The organism is Caballeronia sp. INML3B, assembly GCF_023631305.1.
In the GTDB taxonomy this organism is placed as follows: domain Bacteria; phylum Pseudomonadota; class Gammaproteobacteria; order Burkholderiales; family Burkholderiaceae; genus Caballeronia; species Caballeronia turbans.
Genome location: NZ_JALQDI010000058.1, coordinates 22,881 through 39,831, shown reverse-complemented (window position 1 = coordinate 39,831; position 16,951 = coordinate 22,881). Strand labels below are relative to the sequence as shown.

The window sequence follows — 16,951 nt, the reverse complement described above, 5'->3', positions numbered from 1 at the left end:
AATGCTTCTTTCACGACGTTTCCTTGTTGTTTCTCTTTCCGCCGCGCTTGCAATCACCGCGCAGACTGCATCGGCCGCGAGCAAGACGCTCGTGTTCTGCTCCGAAGGCAGTCCCGCCGGCTTCGATTCCGCGCAGTACACGACCAGCACGGACTTCGATGCGGGCGCTCACGCCGTCTATGACCAACTCGTCGAATTCAGGCGCGGCACGCTCGATCTCGTGCCCGGTCTCGCGGAGCAGTGGGAGGAATCGCCGGATGCGAAGACCTTCACGTTTCATCTCCGGCACGGCGTGAAATTCCAGTCGACACCGTATTTCAAGCCCACGCGCGACTTCAACGCGGACGATGTCGTGTTCACGTTCAAGCGCATGATCGATCCGAACGATCCGTTCCAGAAGGCGCATCCGGTCAGCTTTCCGTATCTGACCGATCTCGGCTACGACAAGAACATCGCGTCCGTCGAGAAGCTCGACGATTACACCGTGCGCTTCACGCTCAAGACCGCGGACGTCGTGTTCGTGCGCAACATCGCAATGGAGTTCGCGTCGATCGTTTCGGCGGAATATGCCGCACAATTGCTGAAGCAGGGCAAGCCCGAAGACCTCAATCAGAAGCCTGTGGGCACGGGCGCGTTCGTATTTCGCGACTATCAGAAAGACGCGACGATCCGGTATGACGCGAATCCGACGTACTGGAACCGGAAGGATGTGCACATCGAGAAGCTCGTCTTCTCGATCACGCCGGATGCCGCCGTGCGCCAGCAAAAGTTATCGAGCGGCGAATGCCAGGTGACGTCGTTCCCGCGCCCCGCCGATATCGCCGCATCGAAGCAGGACCCGAAGCTCACGGTGCTGTCCGGTGTCGGCTTCAATGTCGCCTATGTGGGCTACAACACGACGCACAAGCCGCTCGATAACGCGAACGTGCGACGCGCGCTCGACATGGCCATCGACAAGCAGGCGATCATCAAGACCGTCTACGAAGGCGCCGCGACCATCGCGACGAACCCGATGCCGCCTTCGCAATGGTCGTATAACAAGGCGTTGAAGGACGCGCCACGCGATCCCGCGAAGGCGAAGGAACTGCTGAAGGATGCGGGCTTTCCGAACGGCTTCACCATCACGCTATGGGCGATGCCCGTGCAGCGCGGCTACAATCCGAACGCGCGCCTGATGGCGCAACTGATTCAATCGGACTGGGCGAAGATCGGCGTGAAGGCGAATATCGTCACGTACGAATGGGCCGAGTACAACAAGCGCGCGAAAACGAACGGCGAGCACGACGCGATTCTCTACGGCTGGCTCGGCGACAACGGCGATCCCGACAACTGGCTCGGCACGACGCTGGGCTGCGACGCCGTCCACGGAAGCAACATGGCGAAGTGGTGCAACAGGCAGTTCGACGATCTGCTCGCAAAAGCGCGCCTCATCACGGATCAGAACGCGCGCACGAAGCTCTATGAAGAAGCGCAGGTGGTCTTCAAGGATCAGGTGCCGTACACGCCGCTCGCGCACGCCAACATCTTTCAGCCGATATCGAAGCGCGTGCACGGCTATCTGATCAGCCCGCTCGGCGGGCATCGCTTCGACGGGATCACGCTCGACTGATTGCGGCGGTTTTTTCAGCCTCCGCGAAGCCAGGCATCGATGCTGTCGCGCTCTTCGCGCTTGCCCGACTGCGTCTTGTAGGCATCGCCGCCGCCGACTGCGCCGGTGCCCGCATCCGGCATGTCGCGCATGTTTTGCGTGTCGTGCTTCGCGCTCATCGCATGAACGGCAGACGGCGCGTGCGATGCCGGTGCGACCGTGCTTGAATCGTCCGCGAAGGCGGGAACAGCTAATGACGCCGCGCTCGCGACGATAAGAACGGCAATGGTCTTCGCTTTCATGGCGATCCCCGTGAACGTGTCGATAAAAAGAGGCGCGACGATCGACACGTTTGCCGGAATCGAATCATGGTGCCGAAGCATCGCGCCCGCCTCATTCATTGCACGGCCTGTGCCAATGACGATAGACGCATCGCTCTGATTCTCTGAGAGGCCTGTGAACAAAGGGGCTCGGCGTGGCGCGCGAGCATCGTCGAAGCGCGCGGGTGTGGGATCGCGGCCAACGCTTGCGCGATGCCTGTGCGATGCGATCCGACAACACGAGCGTGCGTGTGTCGCTTTCTGCCGATTCAGAGACGCGTGAGCGAAGGCATGGGCGCGTCGCTATCCGCACACTCTAGAACCATCATGCCGAGGGCCGCGCGCCTCATCGGCGGCCTTTCTGCGCGAACACACGCAGCCGCACGCGTTCGCCTTGAAAACTGGAGTGAGACAATTGAGCCCCTCGCACGAGCGTAATGCCCGCAGCAAATCGTCGCCGAATCTCACGCTGGGCGATATCACCGTCGTCGATCACGCGCTTCTCAAACGTGCCGTCGGCGCGATGGCGCTCGGCAATGCGATGGAATGGTTCGACTTCGGCGTCTATAGCTATATCGCCGTCGTGCTGGGCAAAGTATTTTTTCCGTCGAGCAGTCCGTCCGCGCAGTTGATCGCGACCTTCGGCACGTTCGCTGCCGCCTTTCTCGTGCGGCCTATCGGCGGCATGGTGTTCGGCCCGCTCGGCGACAGGATCGGCCGCCAGCGCGTGCTCGCCATGACGATGATCATGATGGCCGTCGGCACGTTCTGCATCGGCCTGATTCCGAGCTATCACTCGATCGGCATTCTCGCGCCCGTGCTGCTGCTCGTCGCGCGTCTCGTGCAGGGCTTCTCGACGGGCGGCGAGTACGGCGGCGCGGCCACGTTCATCGCCGAGTTCTCGACCGATGCGCGGCGCGGCTTTTACGGCAGCTTTCTCGAAGTCGGCACGCTCGCGGGCTATATTCTCGGCGCGGGCACGGTCGCACTGCTGACCGCGCTGCTCCCGCACGACGCTCTGCTCTCGTGGGGATGGCGCGTGCCCTTCATGATCGCGGGACCGCTCGGTCTCGTGGGCCTCTATATCCGCATGAAACTGGAAGAAACGCCGGCGTTCAGGAAGGAAGCCGAGACACGCGAGGCGCATGAACGGTCGCGTCCGAAGCAAACGTTCGCCGAGCTTCTCTCGCAGCAGTTCAAGCCGATGATGCAATGCGTCGGCCTCGTGCTGATCTTCAATGTCACAGACTATATGGCGCTGTCGTACCTGCCGAGCTTTCTGTCGGCCACCCTGCATTTCGACGAAACGCATGGCCTCTTTCTCGTGCTGCTCGTGATGGTGCTGATGATCCCGATGACGCTCTTCGCGGGCCACCTTTCCGACCTGATCGGCCGCAAGCCGGTGATGCTGTTCGGCTGTATCGGGCTCTTCGCGCTCTCGATTCCCGCGCTTGTGCTCGTGCGCGCGGGCGCGCTGCTGCCGGTGTTTCTCGGGCTGCTGATACTCGGCGCGCTCCTTTCGACATTCACGGGCGTGATGCCTTCAGCGCTGCCCGCGCTCTTTCCGACGCGCATTCGTTTTGGCGCGCTCGCCATCGGCTTCAATGTGTCCGTGTCCCTGTTCGGCGGCACGACGCCGCTCGTCACGGCATGGCTCGTCGATGCAACGGGCAATCTGATGATGCCCGCGTATTACCTGATGGCGGCATCCGTGATCGGCGCGGTGTCCGTGCTCGCGTTGCGCGAGACGGCGCGCGAGCCGTTGCTCGGCTCGGGGCCGTGCGTCGCGACTAAAGCGGAAGCGCTCGCCCTCACGCGCAAGAAGCTGAAGGTCGTTCGGTCGGGCAAACGCGAGCGCGAGGTCGTGCCGCAAAAGAAGCGCGCATGAACGTCGCCGCATTCATGCTGCAAGCGCGTTCTTCAACGCTTCGAGAAACCTCACGTAAGCGGTCGCGCCCGGGTCCGCGTGCCCGATGCTGCGCTCCTGCACCCACGCGGCGCGGCCCTTTTTCGATTGCATCGTGGCGGTCGCGCTGACCTGCTCGCGGGCCTTCGCGATCATCGCGTCGAGCGCGTCCGTCGCGTTGCCTTGCGATGCGGCCAGCACATCGAGACTCGGCACGAGTGCATCGAGCACGGTCTTGTCGCCGACCTGACTCTTGCCGCGCTCGATGATGCGCGCCGCCACCGCCTGGCCGATTCCGAGCGCTTCGTCGCGCCCGATCGCGTCCTTGTCCTTCACCGTCTTCGCGGCAGCGAGCAGGCCACCGCCGACGAGCGCGGCGAACGTCGATGGATTCGCCGTCGAAAACGCCTTGGCGGCGGCAAGCATGACTTCGTTCAGTGTCGCCTCTTCGGGCAGCGCGCCCAGTGCCTTCACGACCGCCGCCGATCCCGACTGCACCGTGATCCCGAGATCGCCATCGCCGAGCGCGGCATCGAGATCGCGCAGTTCGTCGGCATGTGCGGGAAGCGCGTTCAGTGCGCGCGTGAGGATGTCCCGCAGTTCCTTGCTCGTTACGCTCATCGCAGCTCCTTTCAGGACTCGGTGCCGTCGCGGAAGAACGGCGAACGCGCGGGCGCTTCGAGCAGCGCTTCGAGTTCGTCGTCGAGCAGCATCACCGTGATCGATGCGCCCGCCATTTCGAGGCTCGTCACGTATTCGCCGACATACGAGCGCGCGATCTTGAGCCCTTCGTCGGCGATGAGCTTCGCGCAACGTCGATACAGCAGATAGAGTTCTTCGAGCGGCGTCGCGCCGAGGCCGTTGACGAGCAGCGCGACGCGCGAACCCTTCGGCGCGGCGAGATCATCGACGATCTGCCGGGTGATGCGCTCGGCGATGGCATCGGCGGATTCGAGCTTGCCGCGATGCGTGCCCGGCTCGCCGTGTATGCCGATCCCGATCTCCATTTCGCCTTCGGGCAACGTGAATGTGGGCTTGCCGGCGGCGGGCAGGATGGTGGGGGACAGGCCGACGCCCATCGTGCGGCAGTTCGCGTTGGCCTTGGCGCAGATGCGCGCGACATCATCGAGCGAATCGCCGCGTTCGGCCGCCGCGCCTGCGCATTTGAAGGCGAACACCATGCCCGCGACGCCGCGGCGGTCGTCTGCGCGGTCTTTCGGCGCGGAGGCGACATCGTCGGTCAGCACGACCGTTTTGATGTCGATGCCTTCGGCGTCCGCGAGGTCCGCTGCGAGGTCGAAGTTGAGCACGTCGCCGCCGTAGTTGCCATAGACATAGAGCACGCCGGCGCCGCCGTTGACCGCTTTCGTTGCTTCGAAGATCTGCTCCGATGATGGCGATGAGAATACGTTGCCGACCGCTACGCCGCCGCACAGGCCCTCGCCGACGTAACCGAGGAAGCCGGGCATGTGGCCCGAGCCACCGCCGGTGATGATGCCTACGCGGCCTGGTTTTGGAGCGTCGGCTCGGACCAGCGCGCGGTGGTCTTCAGTCGCCGGTTTGATCCATTTCGGATGGGCAAGTAGTAGTGATTCGATGATTTCATCGACGAAATTTTCGGGCTGGTTGATGATCTTTTTCATGGTTTTGTGGCTCCTTTGTCTCGTTGGTTCGTTTGCGCTTGCGCTTGCGCTTGCGCTTGCGTTTGCGTTTGCGTTTGCGTTTGCGTGGAATCCTGTTTTCTTGTCGGTCTATTAGCACTGCCCCTGTGCGGGGCGGCAGTCACTTTCTTTGCTGCTGCAAAGAAAGTAACCAAAGAAAGCAGCTCCACACGCCCGCGGTCACACGCAGTTTGGCCACGCTTGCCAGCCCATCGTGGGCTGCCTAAGTGTCGCCCTCAAAGGACTAACCGGGCTTGGATCGCGCACGGTCTGTCACCTCGCGTCGCATGGCGGAGCGGTTCAGCACCAAATGGCTCCAGCCCGCTTCGCGGCCGTTGGGTCAATCGGGTCCGCCCGAACTTTCTTTACTAACGCCTCCATCTCACTGCAAGTGCCGACCGATGTTGTCCCTTGCAGACCCAGCGGCAGCGCGTAGCGCTGTGCCGAAGCTATTTCGTGCTGAACCTGTGTCCTTAGAGCACTAGCTTGTCAGACCGTGCGCGATCCAAGCCCGGCGGGGCCTATGAGGGCACTCTTTACAGAGCCCACGATCGGCTGGCAAGCATGGCCAAACTGCGTGTGACCGCGGGCGTCTCGAGCTGCTTTCTTTGGTTACTTTCTTTGCAGCAGCAAAGAAAGTGACTGCCGCCCCGCATAGGGGCAACGCTAATAAACCAACAAGAAAACGGGATCCAGCGAAGCAAAAAAAAACATCAAACCTTCCTCCGCTGACTAAGCGCATCAAGCAACACAGCAGCAAAAATAACGCCGCCTTGAATGAACTGAGTCCAGAACGGATTCACGCCGAGCAACGAGAGGCCCACGTTGATGACGCCGATCAGCACCACCCCAATGAACGTCCCGACGATAGAACCGCGCCCGCCCGCAAGCGAGGTCCCCCCAATCACAATCGCCGCGATGACCTGCAACTCGAGCCCATTAGCCGCCGAAGGCAAAGCAGAATTCAGCCGCCCGGCAAGCACGATCCCGGCAATCGCCGCGGTCACGCCCGCAAGCATGTAAGTAAAAAACACGACACGCCTCACAGGAATCCCAGCAAGCCGCGCCGCTTCCTGATTGCCGCCGACGGCAAACACCTGATGCCCGAACGTCGTCTTGCGCAACAACACATGCCCGGCGACGAACACGACCAGCATCACGATCATCGGCATCGGCAAGCCCGCGACCGTCTTCGCACCGAACATCGTGAACGCGTTGGGAAAATCGAACTTCGTGCGGCCATCGGAAATGGCGAGCGTGAGGCCGCGCGCCATCGCCATCGCCGCCAGGGTGACGATGAAAGGCACGAGCCTGAGCCACGAAATCGCGAGCCCGTTCAGCGCGCCCGCGAACGCGCCCACCGCAAGCGCGACGCACAGCCCCGCAACGCCCAGGCCGACCGCGCCCGGGCTCGACCCCGCCATCACGGTTGCCGCCACCATGCCGCTCAACGCGACGAGCGAGCCGACCGACAAGTCGATGCCCGACGTGATGATGACGAACGTGCCGCCCACCGCCGCGATGCCCACCACCGACACCTGCACCATGATGTTCGTGAGCGTGCTCGTGGTGAGAAACTCCGGCGATGCGATCGACAACGCAATACAGATGATGACGAGCGCCGCGAACAAAGGCCCGATGCCGCTCCTCAATTGACGGATCACGCGGCGCGACAGCGCCTCCGTGTCCGAACGTTCGGCTGCCGTGGAGGTCATGCGCCTGCTCCTGTCGTTGCCCACTGAATGACCGTTTCCGAATCCGCCTTGTCGCGCGCGATCTCGGTCACGATGCTGCCGCGATACATCACCAGCACGCGATCCGACATGCCGAGCAACTCCGGCAGCTCCGAACTCACCATGACGACGGCCGCGCCCGCGCGCGCCATCGTCACCATGTGCGCGTAGATTTCGGACTTCGCGCCCACGTCGATGCCGCGCGTCGGTTCATCGAGCATGATGACGACGGGACTCGTCGCCGTCGCGCGGCCGAGAATCACCTTCTGCTGATTGCCGCCCGACAGCGTCCCCGTGATCTGCAGCACCGACGACGCACGCACGCCGAAGCGCGCGCTCGCATCCTGCGCGAGCTTGCGCTTCTTCGCGCGGCTCACGAAGCCGCCGCTCGCGAGCGCCTTCAGGCTCGACAACGCGACGTTTTCTTCGATGTTCGCTTCCAGCACGAGCCCTTCGAGCTTGCGATCCTCCGACGTATAGACGAGCCCGTGACGCACGCCTTGCGTCGGCGAATGATTGGTGATCTTCCTGCCCTTCACGAGAATCTCGCCATTCGTCACAGGCAACGCGCCGAAGATCGTCTTCAGCAATTCCGTGCGTCCCGCGCCCGCGATGCCCGCAATGCCGACGATCTCACCCGCGCGCACGGAAAAGCTCGCATTGCGCAGAAGCGGCGCGCTCGCGAGATGGCGCACTTCGAGCACGACAGGACCATATTCGCGCGGTTCCCACGGATAGAACGATTCGAGATTGCGCGCGACCATCGCCTGTACGAGATCCGCTTCGGTCCATTCGGACATCGGACGCGCGCCGACCGTTGCGCCATCGCGCATCACGACGGCGGAATCCGCAAGCTCGAACACTTCCTCGAGATGATGCGAGATGAAGATGATGCCCATGCCTTCCGCGCGCAGCCGCCGCACCACCGCATACAGGTTGGCGATGTCATGGCTTTGCAGCGCGGCGGTCGGTTCGTCCATTACGAGGATGCGCGCATCGCGCGCGATCGCCTTCGCGACCTCGACGAGTTGCCGCTTGTTCAAGGGCAGATCGCCGAGCCGCATCCACGGCGGCACGTTGTCCAGGCCGACGCGCGCCAACGCCTCGCGCGCCATCGTGTTGGCCTCGCGCATCCTCACGAAGCCGTTGCGCGAAGGCATGCGGCCGAGAAAGAGATTCTCCGCGACCGTCATGTCGTTGATGAGCGAAAGCTCCTGATAGATGACGGCCACGCCCGCATCGATCGCCGCATGGGTGCCGCGCGCGAGCGGCATGCCGTCGATGTCGATCGTGCCTTCGTCGGGTTCATACGCGCCCGACAGCACTTTCACGAGCGACGACTTGCCCGCGCCGTTCTCGCCGACGATCGCGAGCACATGTCCCGCGTGCAGATCGAGGCTCACGCCGCGCAGCGCTTTCACGCCGGGAAAGCTCTTGACGATGCCCTGCATGCGCAACAAGGGCATCGCTGCATTCGAAGCGGCGCTCGCTCGCGCCCGGGTTTCGACTCTCATGTCGTGCGTTCCGTGTGCGGGCCGCGCGTCGCTGAAACACGCGGCCCCCGGTTGCCCTTACTGCTTCACTTCCTCGGACCAGAGGCCGTACTTCTTTACTTCATCCGAGTCGATGTTCGACTTGTCGATGAGCATCGTCGGCCACGCATAGTTCGCGGGCACGTCCTTCTTCGCGTTGTAGTCGGCGATGAACTGCAGCGACTTCGCCGCCATCTGGATCGGGTTCTGCGAGATCGTCGCGTCCTGCTTGCCCGCGCGGATCGCGGAGAGCGCCTGCGCGGTGCCGTCGGCGCCGATCACGAGAATATGCGCCTTGTCGCCGAGCGGCTTGTAGCGGCCCGCGTTGTCGATGGCCTTCTCCGCGCCCACGGTGTTGTCGTCGTTCGCGCCGAAGACTGCATCGATCTGCGGGTATTTCTGGAGGATGCTGGTCATCGCGTTGAGCGACTTCTCCTGATCGAAGGCACCTTCCTGACGCGCAACCACCTTGATGTTCGGGTACTTCGCGATCTCCTCGCTGAAGCCCTTCTCGCGATCCGTTGCGGCGGTGGTGCCGACGAGACCGATCAGATCGACGACGTTGCCCTTCTCTTCGCCGTAGCGCTTCTTCAACTGCTCGGCGATCCACTTCGCCCCCGTCTGCCCGAGCGCGACGTTATCCGACGCAACGAACGACGTGACCTTGCCGCCATCCGAGCCGCGATCCAGCGTGAAGACCGGGATGTTCATCGAGTTGGCTTTTTCGACCGCGGGAATGATCGCCTTCGAATCGATCGGGTTGAGCACGAGCGCGGTCACGCCCTGGCTCAGCAGATTGATCGCATCGTTGACCTGCTGTTGCGCGTCGCCGTTCGCATTGGTCTGCACGAGATCGAAGCCCTGATCCTTCGCGCCGCGCTCGACGCCCGCCTTCAGTCCGACGAAGAACGCGTTGTTCAATGTCGCGATCGAGAAGCCGATCTTGGGCTTGCCGCCGGCGGCGGTTGCGGCCGGCGCGCTCGCCGGGGCGCTGGCGGGCGCGCTCGCGCTCGCCGCCGAACTCGTGCTGCTCGTCGATGACGTGTTGTCGCTCTTCGAGCATCCGCTCAACGCGGCCGCCGCGCACAACAATACGGCGCCGCCGGACTTTCCGAACGTTCCCCAACTGTCGAATCTTGCCGAACTCCATGCCATGGCTGTCTCCGTTGTACGAGTTGTTCAATGCGAGTTTCGTTGCGATGAGGCTTCGCTTCCCGTCACGCGTTTCAGCGATCCTCCGTGTTGCGCCTGCCGTAAGTCTTGAACTTCTCCAGCACTTCATCCATCTGTTCGTCGGAAAGCAGGGGCGGCGGGCCGATCTGCAACGCCAGCAGATATTGCTTCGACAGCACCTCCACTTCATGCGCGAGCCACACGGCGCGCGCGAGGTCCGCACCGAGCGCGATCACGCCATGATGCGCGAGCAGGCACGCGCGGCGATCGGCGAGCGCGGCGAGCACATGGTCGGACAACTGCTGGCTGCCGAAGACGGCGTAAGGCGCGCAGCGTATCGATTTGCCGCCCGCTGCCGCGACCATGTAATGCAGCGCGGGAATATCGCGCCCATGAATGGCGAGCGCGGTGGCCGCGATCGAATGCGTATGCACGACTGCGTCGATATCGTCACGCGCACGCAGGATGTCGCGATGAATGCGCCATTCCGACGAGGGCCGTTCAATGCGCAGAAGCTCGGCATCGTCGGCGATATCGAGCGGCAGCCACACGATGTCCTTCTCGTCGAGTTCGCGCGCGCTCACGCCGCTCGGCGTGATCAGCAAGCCCGCGCGATATCGCGCGCTCACATTGCCGGACGTGCCCTGATTGATGCCGAGCCGCTCCATCTCGAGCGCCGTCCCGACGATCGCGCGGCGCAGCGCGCTTTCATCGGCCGCGCTCATGCGGCGTTCCCCTCTGCGGCGAACAGCGTTTTCAGCGAGCGCTCGAACGGCGCACGCACGATGCCGCGCTCCGTGACGAAGCCGCTGACGAGCGCATGCGGTGTGACATCGAACGCGGGGTTGCGCGCTTTCATCGCATCGGGCGCGATGCGTCGTCCGGCGAGGTGCGTGACCTCCTCGGCATCGCGCTCCTCGATTTCGATGCCTGATCCGCTCGGCGTGCGCAGATCGAGCGTCGATGAAGGACAGGCGACATAGAACGGAATGCCGTAATACTGCGCGGCGATGGCGAGCCCCAATGTGCCGATCTTGTTGGCGAAGTCGCCGTTCGCGGCGACACGGTCCGTCCCGACGATGACGACATCGACGAGTCCTTGCGACATGACCGACGCGGCGGCGCTGTCCATGATGAGCGTGACATCGACGCCCGCCTGCTGCAATTCGAACGCCGTGAGACGCGCGCCCTGCAGAAGCGGACGCGTTTCATCGGCATAGACCTTGAACGCGATGCCCGCGCGATGCGCCGCGTAGATCGGCGCGGTGGCGGTGCCGATGCCGCTCGTCGCGAGCGCGCCCGCATTGCAGTGTGTGAGCACGCCGCATCCTTCGCGGATAAGCGGCATGCCATGCTCGCCGATGCCTTCGCACAACGCCTGATCTTCTTCGTGTATGCGCTTGGCTTCCGCGACGAGCGCTTCGTAGAGCGTCGCGGCATCGCTCGCATCGACATCGCGTGCATGACGCAGCATGCGCCGCACGGCCCAGCTCAGATTGACCGCCGTGGGCCGCGCCGTTTCGAGCCAGTTCGCATGACGTTCCAGCTCCGTTCTGAACTGCGCGACGGGCAGCGCGGTCGATCCGCGCATCGCGATGCAAAGCCCATAAGCGGCCGCAACGCCGATCGCCGGCGCGCCGCGCACACGCAACTCGCGAATGGCGCGCCACACCGCTTTCACATCGGCGATGTTCTCCACCACGATCTCATGCGGCAAACGCGTCTGATCGAGCAGCAGCAGATCGCCGTCGCGCCATTCGATCGTGGGTGGAAGCGTGGTGAACAAGGGCTGCGAAGCCATGAGATCTCCTGTCACATCGTCGCGGTATCGCGCTGAATGTCGCGCGCGAGCGCCGCCACTTGTTCGATATCGCCGAGCGTGGCGCGCTCGACGAGTAACGCTTCCGCGCAACGCAGGCAGCGCACTTCGATATTCGCCCGCGCTTGCGCATCCGGAATGCGCGTGACTTCCGCGACCTTCGCCATGCCGACGATGCGGCGAATCATCTTGCAGCCCGCGAAGCCGAGCGTATCGGCCAGCAGCCGCCGCATGAAGTGCGTGCGGTACGCCGTGAGCGCGCGGCTCTCCGCGTCCCCGCCGATGAAACGCCGCTTGCTGCGGCTTTCGTGATCGCGCCACAGTTCGACGAATTGCGCGCTGAAACCGCTCCAGATGCGCATCATCTGTTCGAGCAGCCACTCCTGATACGCGACGGGATCGCGCCCGTCGATGCGCCCATGCCAGTCGCGCGAGAAATACGCGAGCAACAGATTCGCGATCACCGCGCCGACATCGAAGCCCATCGGTCCATAGAACGCGAACTCGGGATCGATCACGAAGGTGTCTTCTTCGTTGACCATGATCGAACCGGTATGCAGGTCGCCGTGCAGCAAGGTCTCGGCGTGATTCATGAACGCCCACTTCATGTCGGCCGCCGCGATGCGCAATGGCGCATGCGTTCTCAGCCTTTCGATCGCAGCTTTGGGCAGCGCGGGACTATAGACGTTCGACGGATGATCTTCGAACGGAAACGTGAACACGAGATCTTCGGTGATCTTGCACAACTCCGCATTGACCGCGGCGCTCGCGGCCTGCTTCTTGATGTCGGGCGCGAGAAAGAGATCGGAGCCGTAGAAGAGCGTGTGCGCGAGATAGGTCGAGAGATGATCCGCGAGACGCGGATACATCGCGCCATCCATCAGCCCTTGCCGCAGGATGCGATGCGAGGCGAGGTGTTGCATGACCACGAGAAAGCGCTTGCTGTCCGCGTGATACACCTTCGGCACATGACGCGGACATAGCGCGCCGAAGCGCCGCAACGCAGCGACTTCGTGCTCCATGCGCTGACACGAAAGCGGCCACGTCTTGCCGACGAGCCGCAAAAACGGCGGCGCCTGCTTGACGACGACGCTGCGCCCCGGCGCTTTCGCGTTCGTCACGAAGTACACGTAGTTCAGATTGCCGTCCCCTACTTCGACGACTTCGAGATCGTCGGGGTCGCCCAGCAGCGCGCGCACGTCGGGCACGCCGCCGAGATAGGCGGCGAGTTCCTGCGCGGTGAAAGCTTCAAACTCCATCGGTGTCTCCTCCGATGTTGCCCGGGCGCGTGCATCTTGCTCAGCGACGCTTGCGCACCAGATCGAACTTGAAGATGCTCGTGTTGTAGTAGTCGTTGCTATAGCAAAGCGGCTCGCCGCTCTGATCGAAATCCACTTCGTCCAGCAGCAGAAAAAGGCCGAAGCCATCGCCCAGTTCCGGCAGATCGCGCGGCGTGAGAATGGTCGGCTGTATCGACGTATGCGTATGCGACAGCCGCCGCCCCGTGCGCGCGAACATACCGAAGAGCGATTCGCCCAGCTCACCCTCGGCGGCATCGAACACGTGCTTCGGAATCGTGTCGATGCAATACGCGGCGATCGCGTCATCCGCGCGCCGCACGCGCTCGATTCTCACGCACGGGTCGCCGTACTTGATGGCGAGCTTTTCCGCGAGACTCTCCGAAGCCGCGACAGTATCCATCTGGATGCGGCTCGTCGATGGCACCGCGCCCACACTGCGAATCATGTCGGTCACCGACATCAGATCATCGAGGCCGCCGTGCAGCTTCAGCGAAATTTGTCTGATGAAGGTGCCCTTGCCTTGCTGACGCGACAACAAGCCATGCGAGATCATCTGCGCCACGGCTTCGCGCAGGCTGGAGCGGCCGACGCCGAGCAGCTCGCAAAGCTCTATCTCAGTGGGAATCTGATCGCCGGGCTTGAGCTTGCGCTCGCGGATCATGGTGAGGAGCGACTCCTGGATCTTGTCGCTCATCGATCGCTCGACGCTCAGGCGCATGAAGGTCTCTCGGATGACAGTCCATGAAATATACATCAGACGTCTGATGTTTCTCTAAGGACTTTCCCGAAGCGCTTAATGCCTTAAACGCACGATTTTCATGACGCAGGTGCAGCACGAACAAGCCCGTCACGCGCAGCGCGACGGGCATCGCAGTGCACGAATTTTCGCGCTACGCCGGCGTGGCAATGCGGATGAACGGCGTGATGTTTTTCATCGCGCGCTCGACGTAGGCTTCCTTCTCGCCGACGGGCGCGACGTAATGCATCGCGCTGCGTGCCGCTTCGATGCCTTCGAGCCGAGCGATCATCCAGGCCGCGAGATATTGCGATGCGAGGCATCCGCCGGCCGTGGCGACGTTGCCGTTCGCGACGAACGGTTGATCGAGCGTGCGCACGCCCGCTTCCTCGACCCACGGCTTCGTCGTCACATCCGTGCAGGCGGGAACGTCCTGAAGCAGGCCGAGCTTCGCGAGAATGAGCGTGCCCGAGCATTGCGCGGCCAGCAACTGGCGTGCGGGATCGAGTTTGATGCGCGCCATCAGCGACGCATCGGCGACGACCTGGCGAGTCAGCCTGCCGCTGCCGACGATCACGGCGTCGGCATTCGCGGCTTCTTCGAGCGTGGCTTGCGCCTTCAGCACGACGCCGTTCATCGAACGCACTTCTTCGGATGGACACGCAATCGACACGGTCCAGTCCGGCTTTTTCACGCGATTGAGAATGCCGAGCGCGATCAGCGAATCCAGTTCGTTGAAGCCCTCGAAAGTGAGAATGGCAATGTGCATGATGTGCTCCTTTCAGCGCATGTGTGGCATGTGCGCATGCTACGGTCGAAAATGAATACAATCAAAAAATTGTCATGAATACATCCGCTTAGGCCGCTCATGCCGAAACCGCCGCGCTACAAGCAAATCGTCGACAGATTCGTTGAGGACATTCGTTCCGGTCGCCTCAAGGCCGGCACACGTCTGCCGACGCATCGTGAACTCGCCGCGCGCGAAGGACTCGGCATCGTGACCGCGACGCGCGTCTATGCAGAGTTGAACGCGATGGGTCTCGTGAGCGGCGAAACGGGACGCGGCACCTTCGTGAAGGAAACGACGCTCGCGCGTGAACTCGGCATCGATCAGGTGGCCATCGCCGCGGACATGGTCGATCTCAACTTCAACTATCCCGCGCTGGCGAGTCAGGCGGAGTTGCTGCGCAATGCGTTGCGGCAGTTGTCATCGGCGGGCGATCTGGAAGCGTTGCTGCGCTATCAGCCGCATGGCGGACGCGCGCGCGACCGGGCGGCGGTCTCGCGTCATCTCCTGCGCGGCGGCCTGGATGCGAGCGCGGATCGCGTGATGCTCGTCGATGGTGCGCAGCACGGCCTCGCCACGACCGTGATGGCGATGCTGAAACCCGGCGACGTGGTCGCCGTCGACACGCTGACCTATCCCGGATTCAAGTTGCTGGCCGAAGCGCATCGGCTCGAACTCGCCCCGCTGCCGGCGTCGGGCGCGGGCCCCGATCCGGACGCGCTCGATGCGCTATGCAAGCGGCGACGCGTGCGCGCCATCTACACGATGCCGACGCTGCACAATCCGCTCGGCTGGGTGATGACGGCGACGCGGCGCAGGCAACTCGTATCGATTGCGCGCAAGCATGGCTTCGTCATCATCGAAGATGCGGCTTACGCCTTTCTCGCCAGCGATGCCCCGCCGCCGCTCGCCGCGCTCGCGCCCGAACTCACGGTGTACGTGTCGGGATTTTCGAAGAACGTGGCGACGGGCTTGCGTGTCGGCTACGTCGTCGCACCGCCCGAATGGGTGCCGAAGATCGAACGCGCGATCAGAGTGACGACCTGGAATACGCCCGGGGTGATGACGGCCATCGCGTGCGGCTGGCTCGAGGACGGCACGGTGGACAGGCTCGAAGCGGACAAGCGCGCGGATGCTTCGATGCGTCAGGCGATCGCGTCGAGCGCCTTGGGACGATTGAAGCGGGTCGCGCATCCTGCTTCGTATTTCGTATGGCTGCCGATGCCTGGGGACGTGCGCGCGGACGGTGTCGCGGCGGCGCTGATTAAAGAGCGGATCTCGGTGTCGCTGGCCGGGCCGTTTTGCACCGCGGCGCAGGTGCCGCATGCGTTGCGGCTCGCGCTGGGATCGGTGGATGCGGGGACGTTGAGGGAAGCGTTGGGAAGGGTCCGGGAGATCGTCGAATCGCAGGTCGATATTTAGCCCGCGATCCGAATAACCTAGCACCACGGTTGTTTTTTCCGGCGTAGTCACGCCGCGCTTTGCAGCATATCGAGAAAGGCGCGCACTTTCGCGCTCAGCAATCGCCGCGAACTATAGAGCGCCCAGATTTCGACGGCCGGTCCCGCATCGAGTCCGAGCCTCGCGAGCCGTCCAGCGGCAATCTCGGGTTCGACCAGCAAGCCCGGCAATAACGCCACGCCCGCGCCTTCGAGCACGGCCTCGCGCGCCATCAGCAACGACGACAGGCGCAAAACCGGCTCGGGCGTGATCGTGCGCTCGCGGCCGTCGCCGCCTTGAATTCGCCAGGCCGTGCCGCCCGCGCGCGCGAGCACGACGGCAGGCAAGGAAGATGCGCCTTCGTCGATCGTGAAGCCGCGCGCCGCGACCAGCACGCGCCGGTCGATCGCAATGCGGCGTCCCACGAGCAATTCGTCGGCGTCGGGATCGATGCGGATGACGAGGTCGTATCCGTCCTGCACGGGGTCCGCGACACGATCCTCCGCGACGATCTCCAGCTCGACCTGCGGATACGCCGACGCAAAACGCGACGCGAGGCGCGGCAGCACGACATGCGCAAACACGATCGGCGCGCTCACGCGCAGGCGTCCGCTCGGCACGGGCGCGCGCGAGCGAATCGTTGCGCCCGCGTCGTCGATTTCGGCGAGCAGGCCGCGCGTGCGTTCGTGCAGGACACGGCCTTCCTCGGTCAGCCGCAGCGTGCGCGCGCCGCGCTCGATGAGCCGCACACCGAGACTGTGCTCCAGGTCCGCGACGCGCCGCGAGAGCGTGGCTTTCGGGCGGCCCGTGCGACGTGCGGCGGGTCCGAAGCCACCGTGTAACGCGACGGTGTTGAAATCGGCGAGTGCGGTCAGGTCCATGATCGTTCCATCGTTGAGACGAGCTGTCCCGAAGCAGGGTCTATCGGCTCGAAACCGGAACAATTATCGTAGGC

General features: G+C 63.5%; 15 protein-coding genes. 3 read left to right on the top strand and 12 right to left on the bottom strand.

Features of this window, described 5'->3' with window-relative positions:
* Position 1: 1 nt before the first annotated feature.
* The gene (locus NCS58_RS25700) at positions 2–1,609 is read left to right on the top strand and encodes an ABC transporter substrate-binding protein (protein WP_086960704.1); all 1,608 of its coding nucleotides are present in this window, start codon (positions 2–4) and stop codon (positions 1,607–1,609) included.
* Between the two features lie 14 nt (positions 1,610–1,623).
* On the opposite strand, the gene NCS58_RS25695 is transcribed toward NCS58_RS25700, so the two are convergent.
* Positions 1,624–1,971, bottom strand: coding sequence for a hypothetical protein (locus NCS58_RS25695; protein ID WP_250477786.1), 348 nt, complete (start codon positions 1,969–1,971; stop codon positions 1,624–1,626).
* 352 nt (positions 1,972–2,323) lie between these two features.
* Here NCS58_RS25695 and proP point away from each other — a divergent pair, with 352 nt between their 5' ends.
* Positions 2,324–3,796, top strand: a complete 1,473-nt coding sequence (proP, locus tag NCS58_RS25690) for a glycine betaine/L-proline transporter ProP (protein WP_061116232.1) — start codon at positions 2,324–2,326, stop codon at positions 3,794–3,796.
* Positions 3,797–3,808: 12 nt separating this feature from the next.
* Here proP and NCS58_RS25685 read toward each other — a convergent pair whose 3' ends face one another.
* From NCS58_RS25685 to NCS58_RS25640, 10 genes are all read right to left on the bottom strand, one after another.
* The gene (locus NCS58_RS25685; protein ID WP_061116231.1) at positions 3,809–4,435 is read right to left on the bottom strand and encodes a DAK2 domain-containing protein; all 627 of its coding nucleotides are present in this window, start codon (positions 4,433–4,435) and stop codon (positions 3,809–3,811) included.
* 11 nt (positions 4,436–4,446) lie between these two features.
* Positions 4,447–5,457: a dihydroxyacetone kinase subunit DhaK gene (locus tag NCS58_RS25680; RefSeq protein ID WP_061116230.1), complete on the bottom strand. Its 1,011-nt coding sequence runs from the start codon at positions 5,455–5,457 to the stop codon at positions 4,447–4,449.
* 731 nt (positions 5,458–6,188) lie between these two features.
* A complete protein-coding gene (locus NCS58_RS25675; protein ID WP_061116229.1) occupies positions 6,189–7,190 on the bottom strand; it encodes an ABC transporter permease in 1,002 nt (333 codons plus the stop codon).
* Entirely contained in the window at positions 7,187–8,722 is a 1,536-nt protein-coding gene (locus NCS58_RS25670; RefSeq protein ID WP_061116228.1) for a sugar ABC transporter ATP-binding protein, read from the bottom strand. The genes NCS58_RS25675 and NCS58_RS25670 overlap by 4 nt, the downstream gene beginning before the upstream one ends.
* Before the next feature lie 57 nt (positions 8,723–8,779).
* Positions 8,780–9,895: a sugar ABC transporter substrate-binding protein gene (locus tag NCS58_RS25665; protein ID WP_061116227.1), complete on the bottom strand. Its 1,116-nt coding sequence runs from the start codon at positions 9,893–9,895 to the stop codon at positions 8,780–8,782.
* 71 nt (positions 9,896–9,966) lie between these two features.
* Positions 9,967–10,638: an L-fuculose-phosphate aldolase gene (locus tag NCS58_RS25660; protein ID WP_061116226.1), complete on the bottom strand. Its 672-nt coding sequence runs from the start codon at positions 10,636–10,638 to the stop codon at positions 9,967–9,969.
* Positions 10,635–11,714 carry an S-methyl-5-thioribose-1-phosphate isomerase gene (mtnA, locus tag NCS58_RS25655; protein WP_250477785.1) on the bottom strand — a complete coding sequence of 360 codons (1,080 nt, stop codon included), beginning with the start codon at positions 11,712–11,714 and terminating at the stop codon, positions 10,635–10,637. The genes NCS58_RS25660 and mtnA overlap by 4 nt, the downstream gene beginning before the upstream one ends.
* An 11-nt stretch (positions 11,715–11,725) precedes the next feature.
* Positions 11,726–12,991, bottom strand: a complete 1,266-nt coding sequence (gene mtnK / locus NCS58_RS25650; protein WP_061116224.1) for an S-methyl-5-thioribose kinase — start codon at positions 12,989–12,991, stop codon at positions 11,726–11,728.
* 40 nt (positions 12,992–13,031) lie between these two features.
* Entirely contained in the window at positions 13,032–13,727 is a 696-nt protein-coding gene (locus tag NCS58_RS25645; RefSeq protein WP_250477784.1) for a GntR family transcriptional regulator, read from the bottom strand.
* 196 nt (positions 13,728–13,923) lie between these two features.
* Positions 13,924–14,538: a DJ-1/PfpI family protein gene (locus NCS58_RS25640; protein WP_061116222.1), complete on the bottom strand. Its 615-nt coding sequence runs from the start codon at positions 14,536–14,538 to the stop codon at positions 13,924–13,926.
* A gap of 99 nt (positions 14,539–14,637) precedes the next feature.
* Here NCS58_RS25640 and NCS58_RS25635 point away from each other — a divergent pair, with 99 nt between their 5' ends.
* Positions 14,638–15,978, top strand: coding sequence for a PLP-dependent aminotransferase family protein (locus NCS58_RS25635; RefSeq protein WP_061116221.1), 1,341 nt, complete (start codon positions 14,638–14,640; stop codon positions 15,976–15,978).
* Between the two features lie 47 nt (positions 15,979–16,025).
* Here NCS58_RS25635 and NCS58_RS25630 read toward each other — a convergent pair whose 3' ends face one another.
* Positions 16,026–16,877 carry a LysR family transcriptional regulator gene (locus NCS58_RS25630; protein ID WP_061116220.1) on the bottom strand — a complete coding sequence of 284 codons (852 nt, stop codon included), beginning with the start codon at positions 16,875–16,877 and terminating at the stop codon, positions 16,026–16,028.
* Positions 16,878–16,951 lie beyond the last annotated feature (74 nt).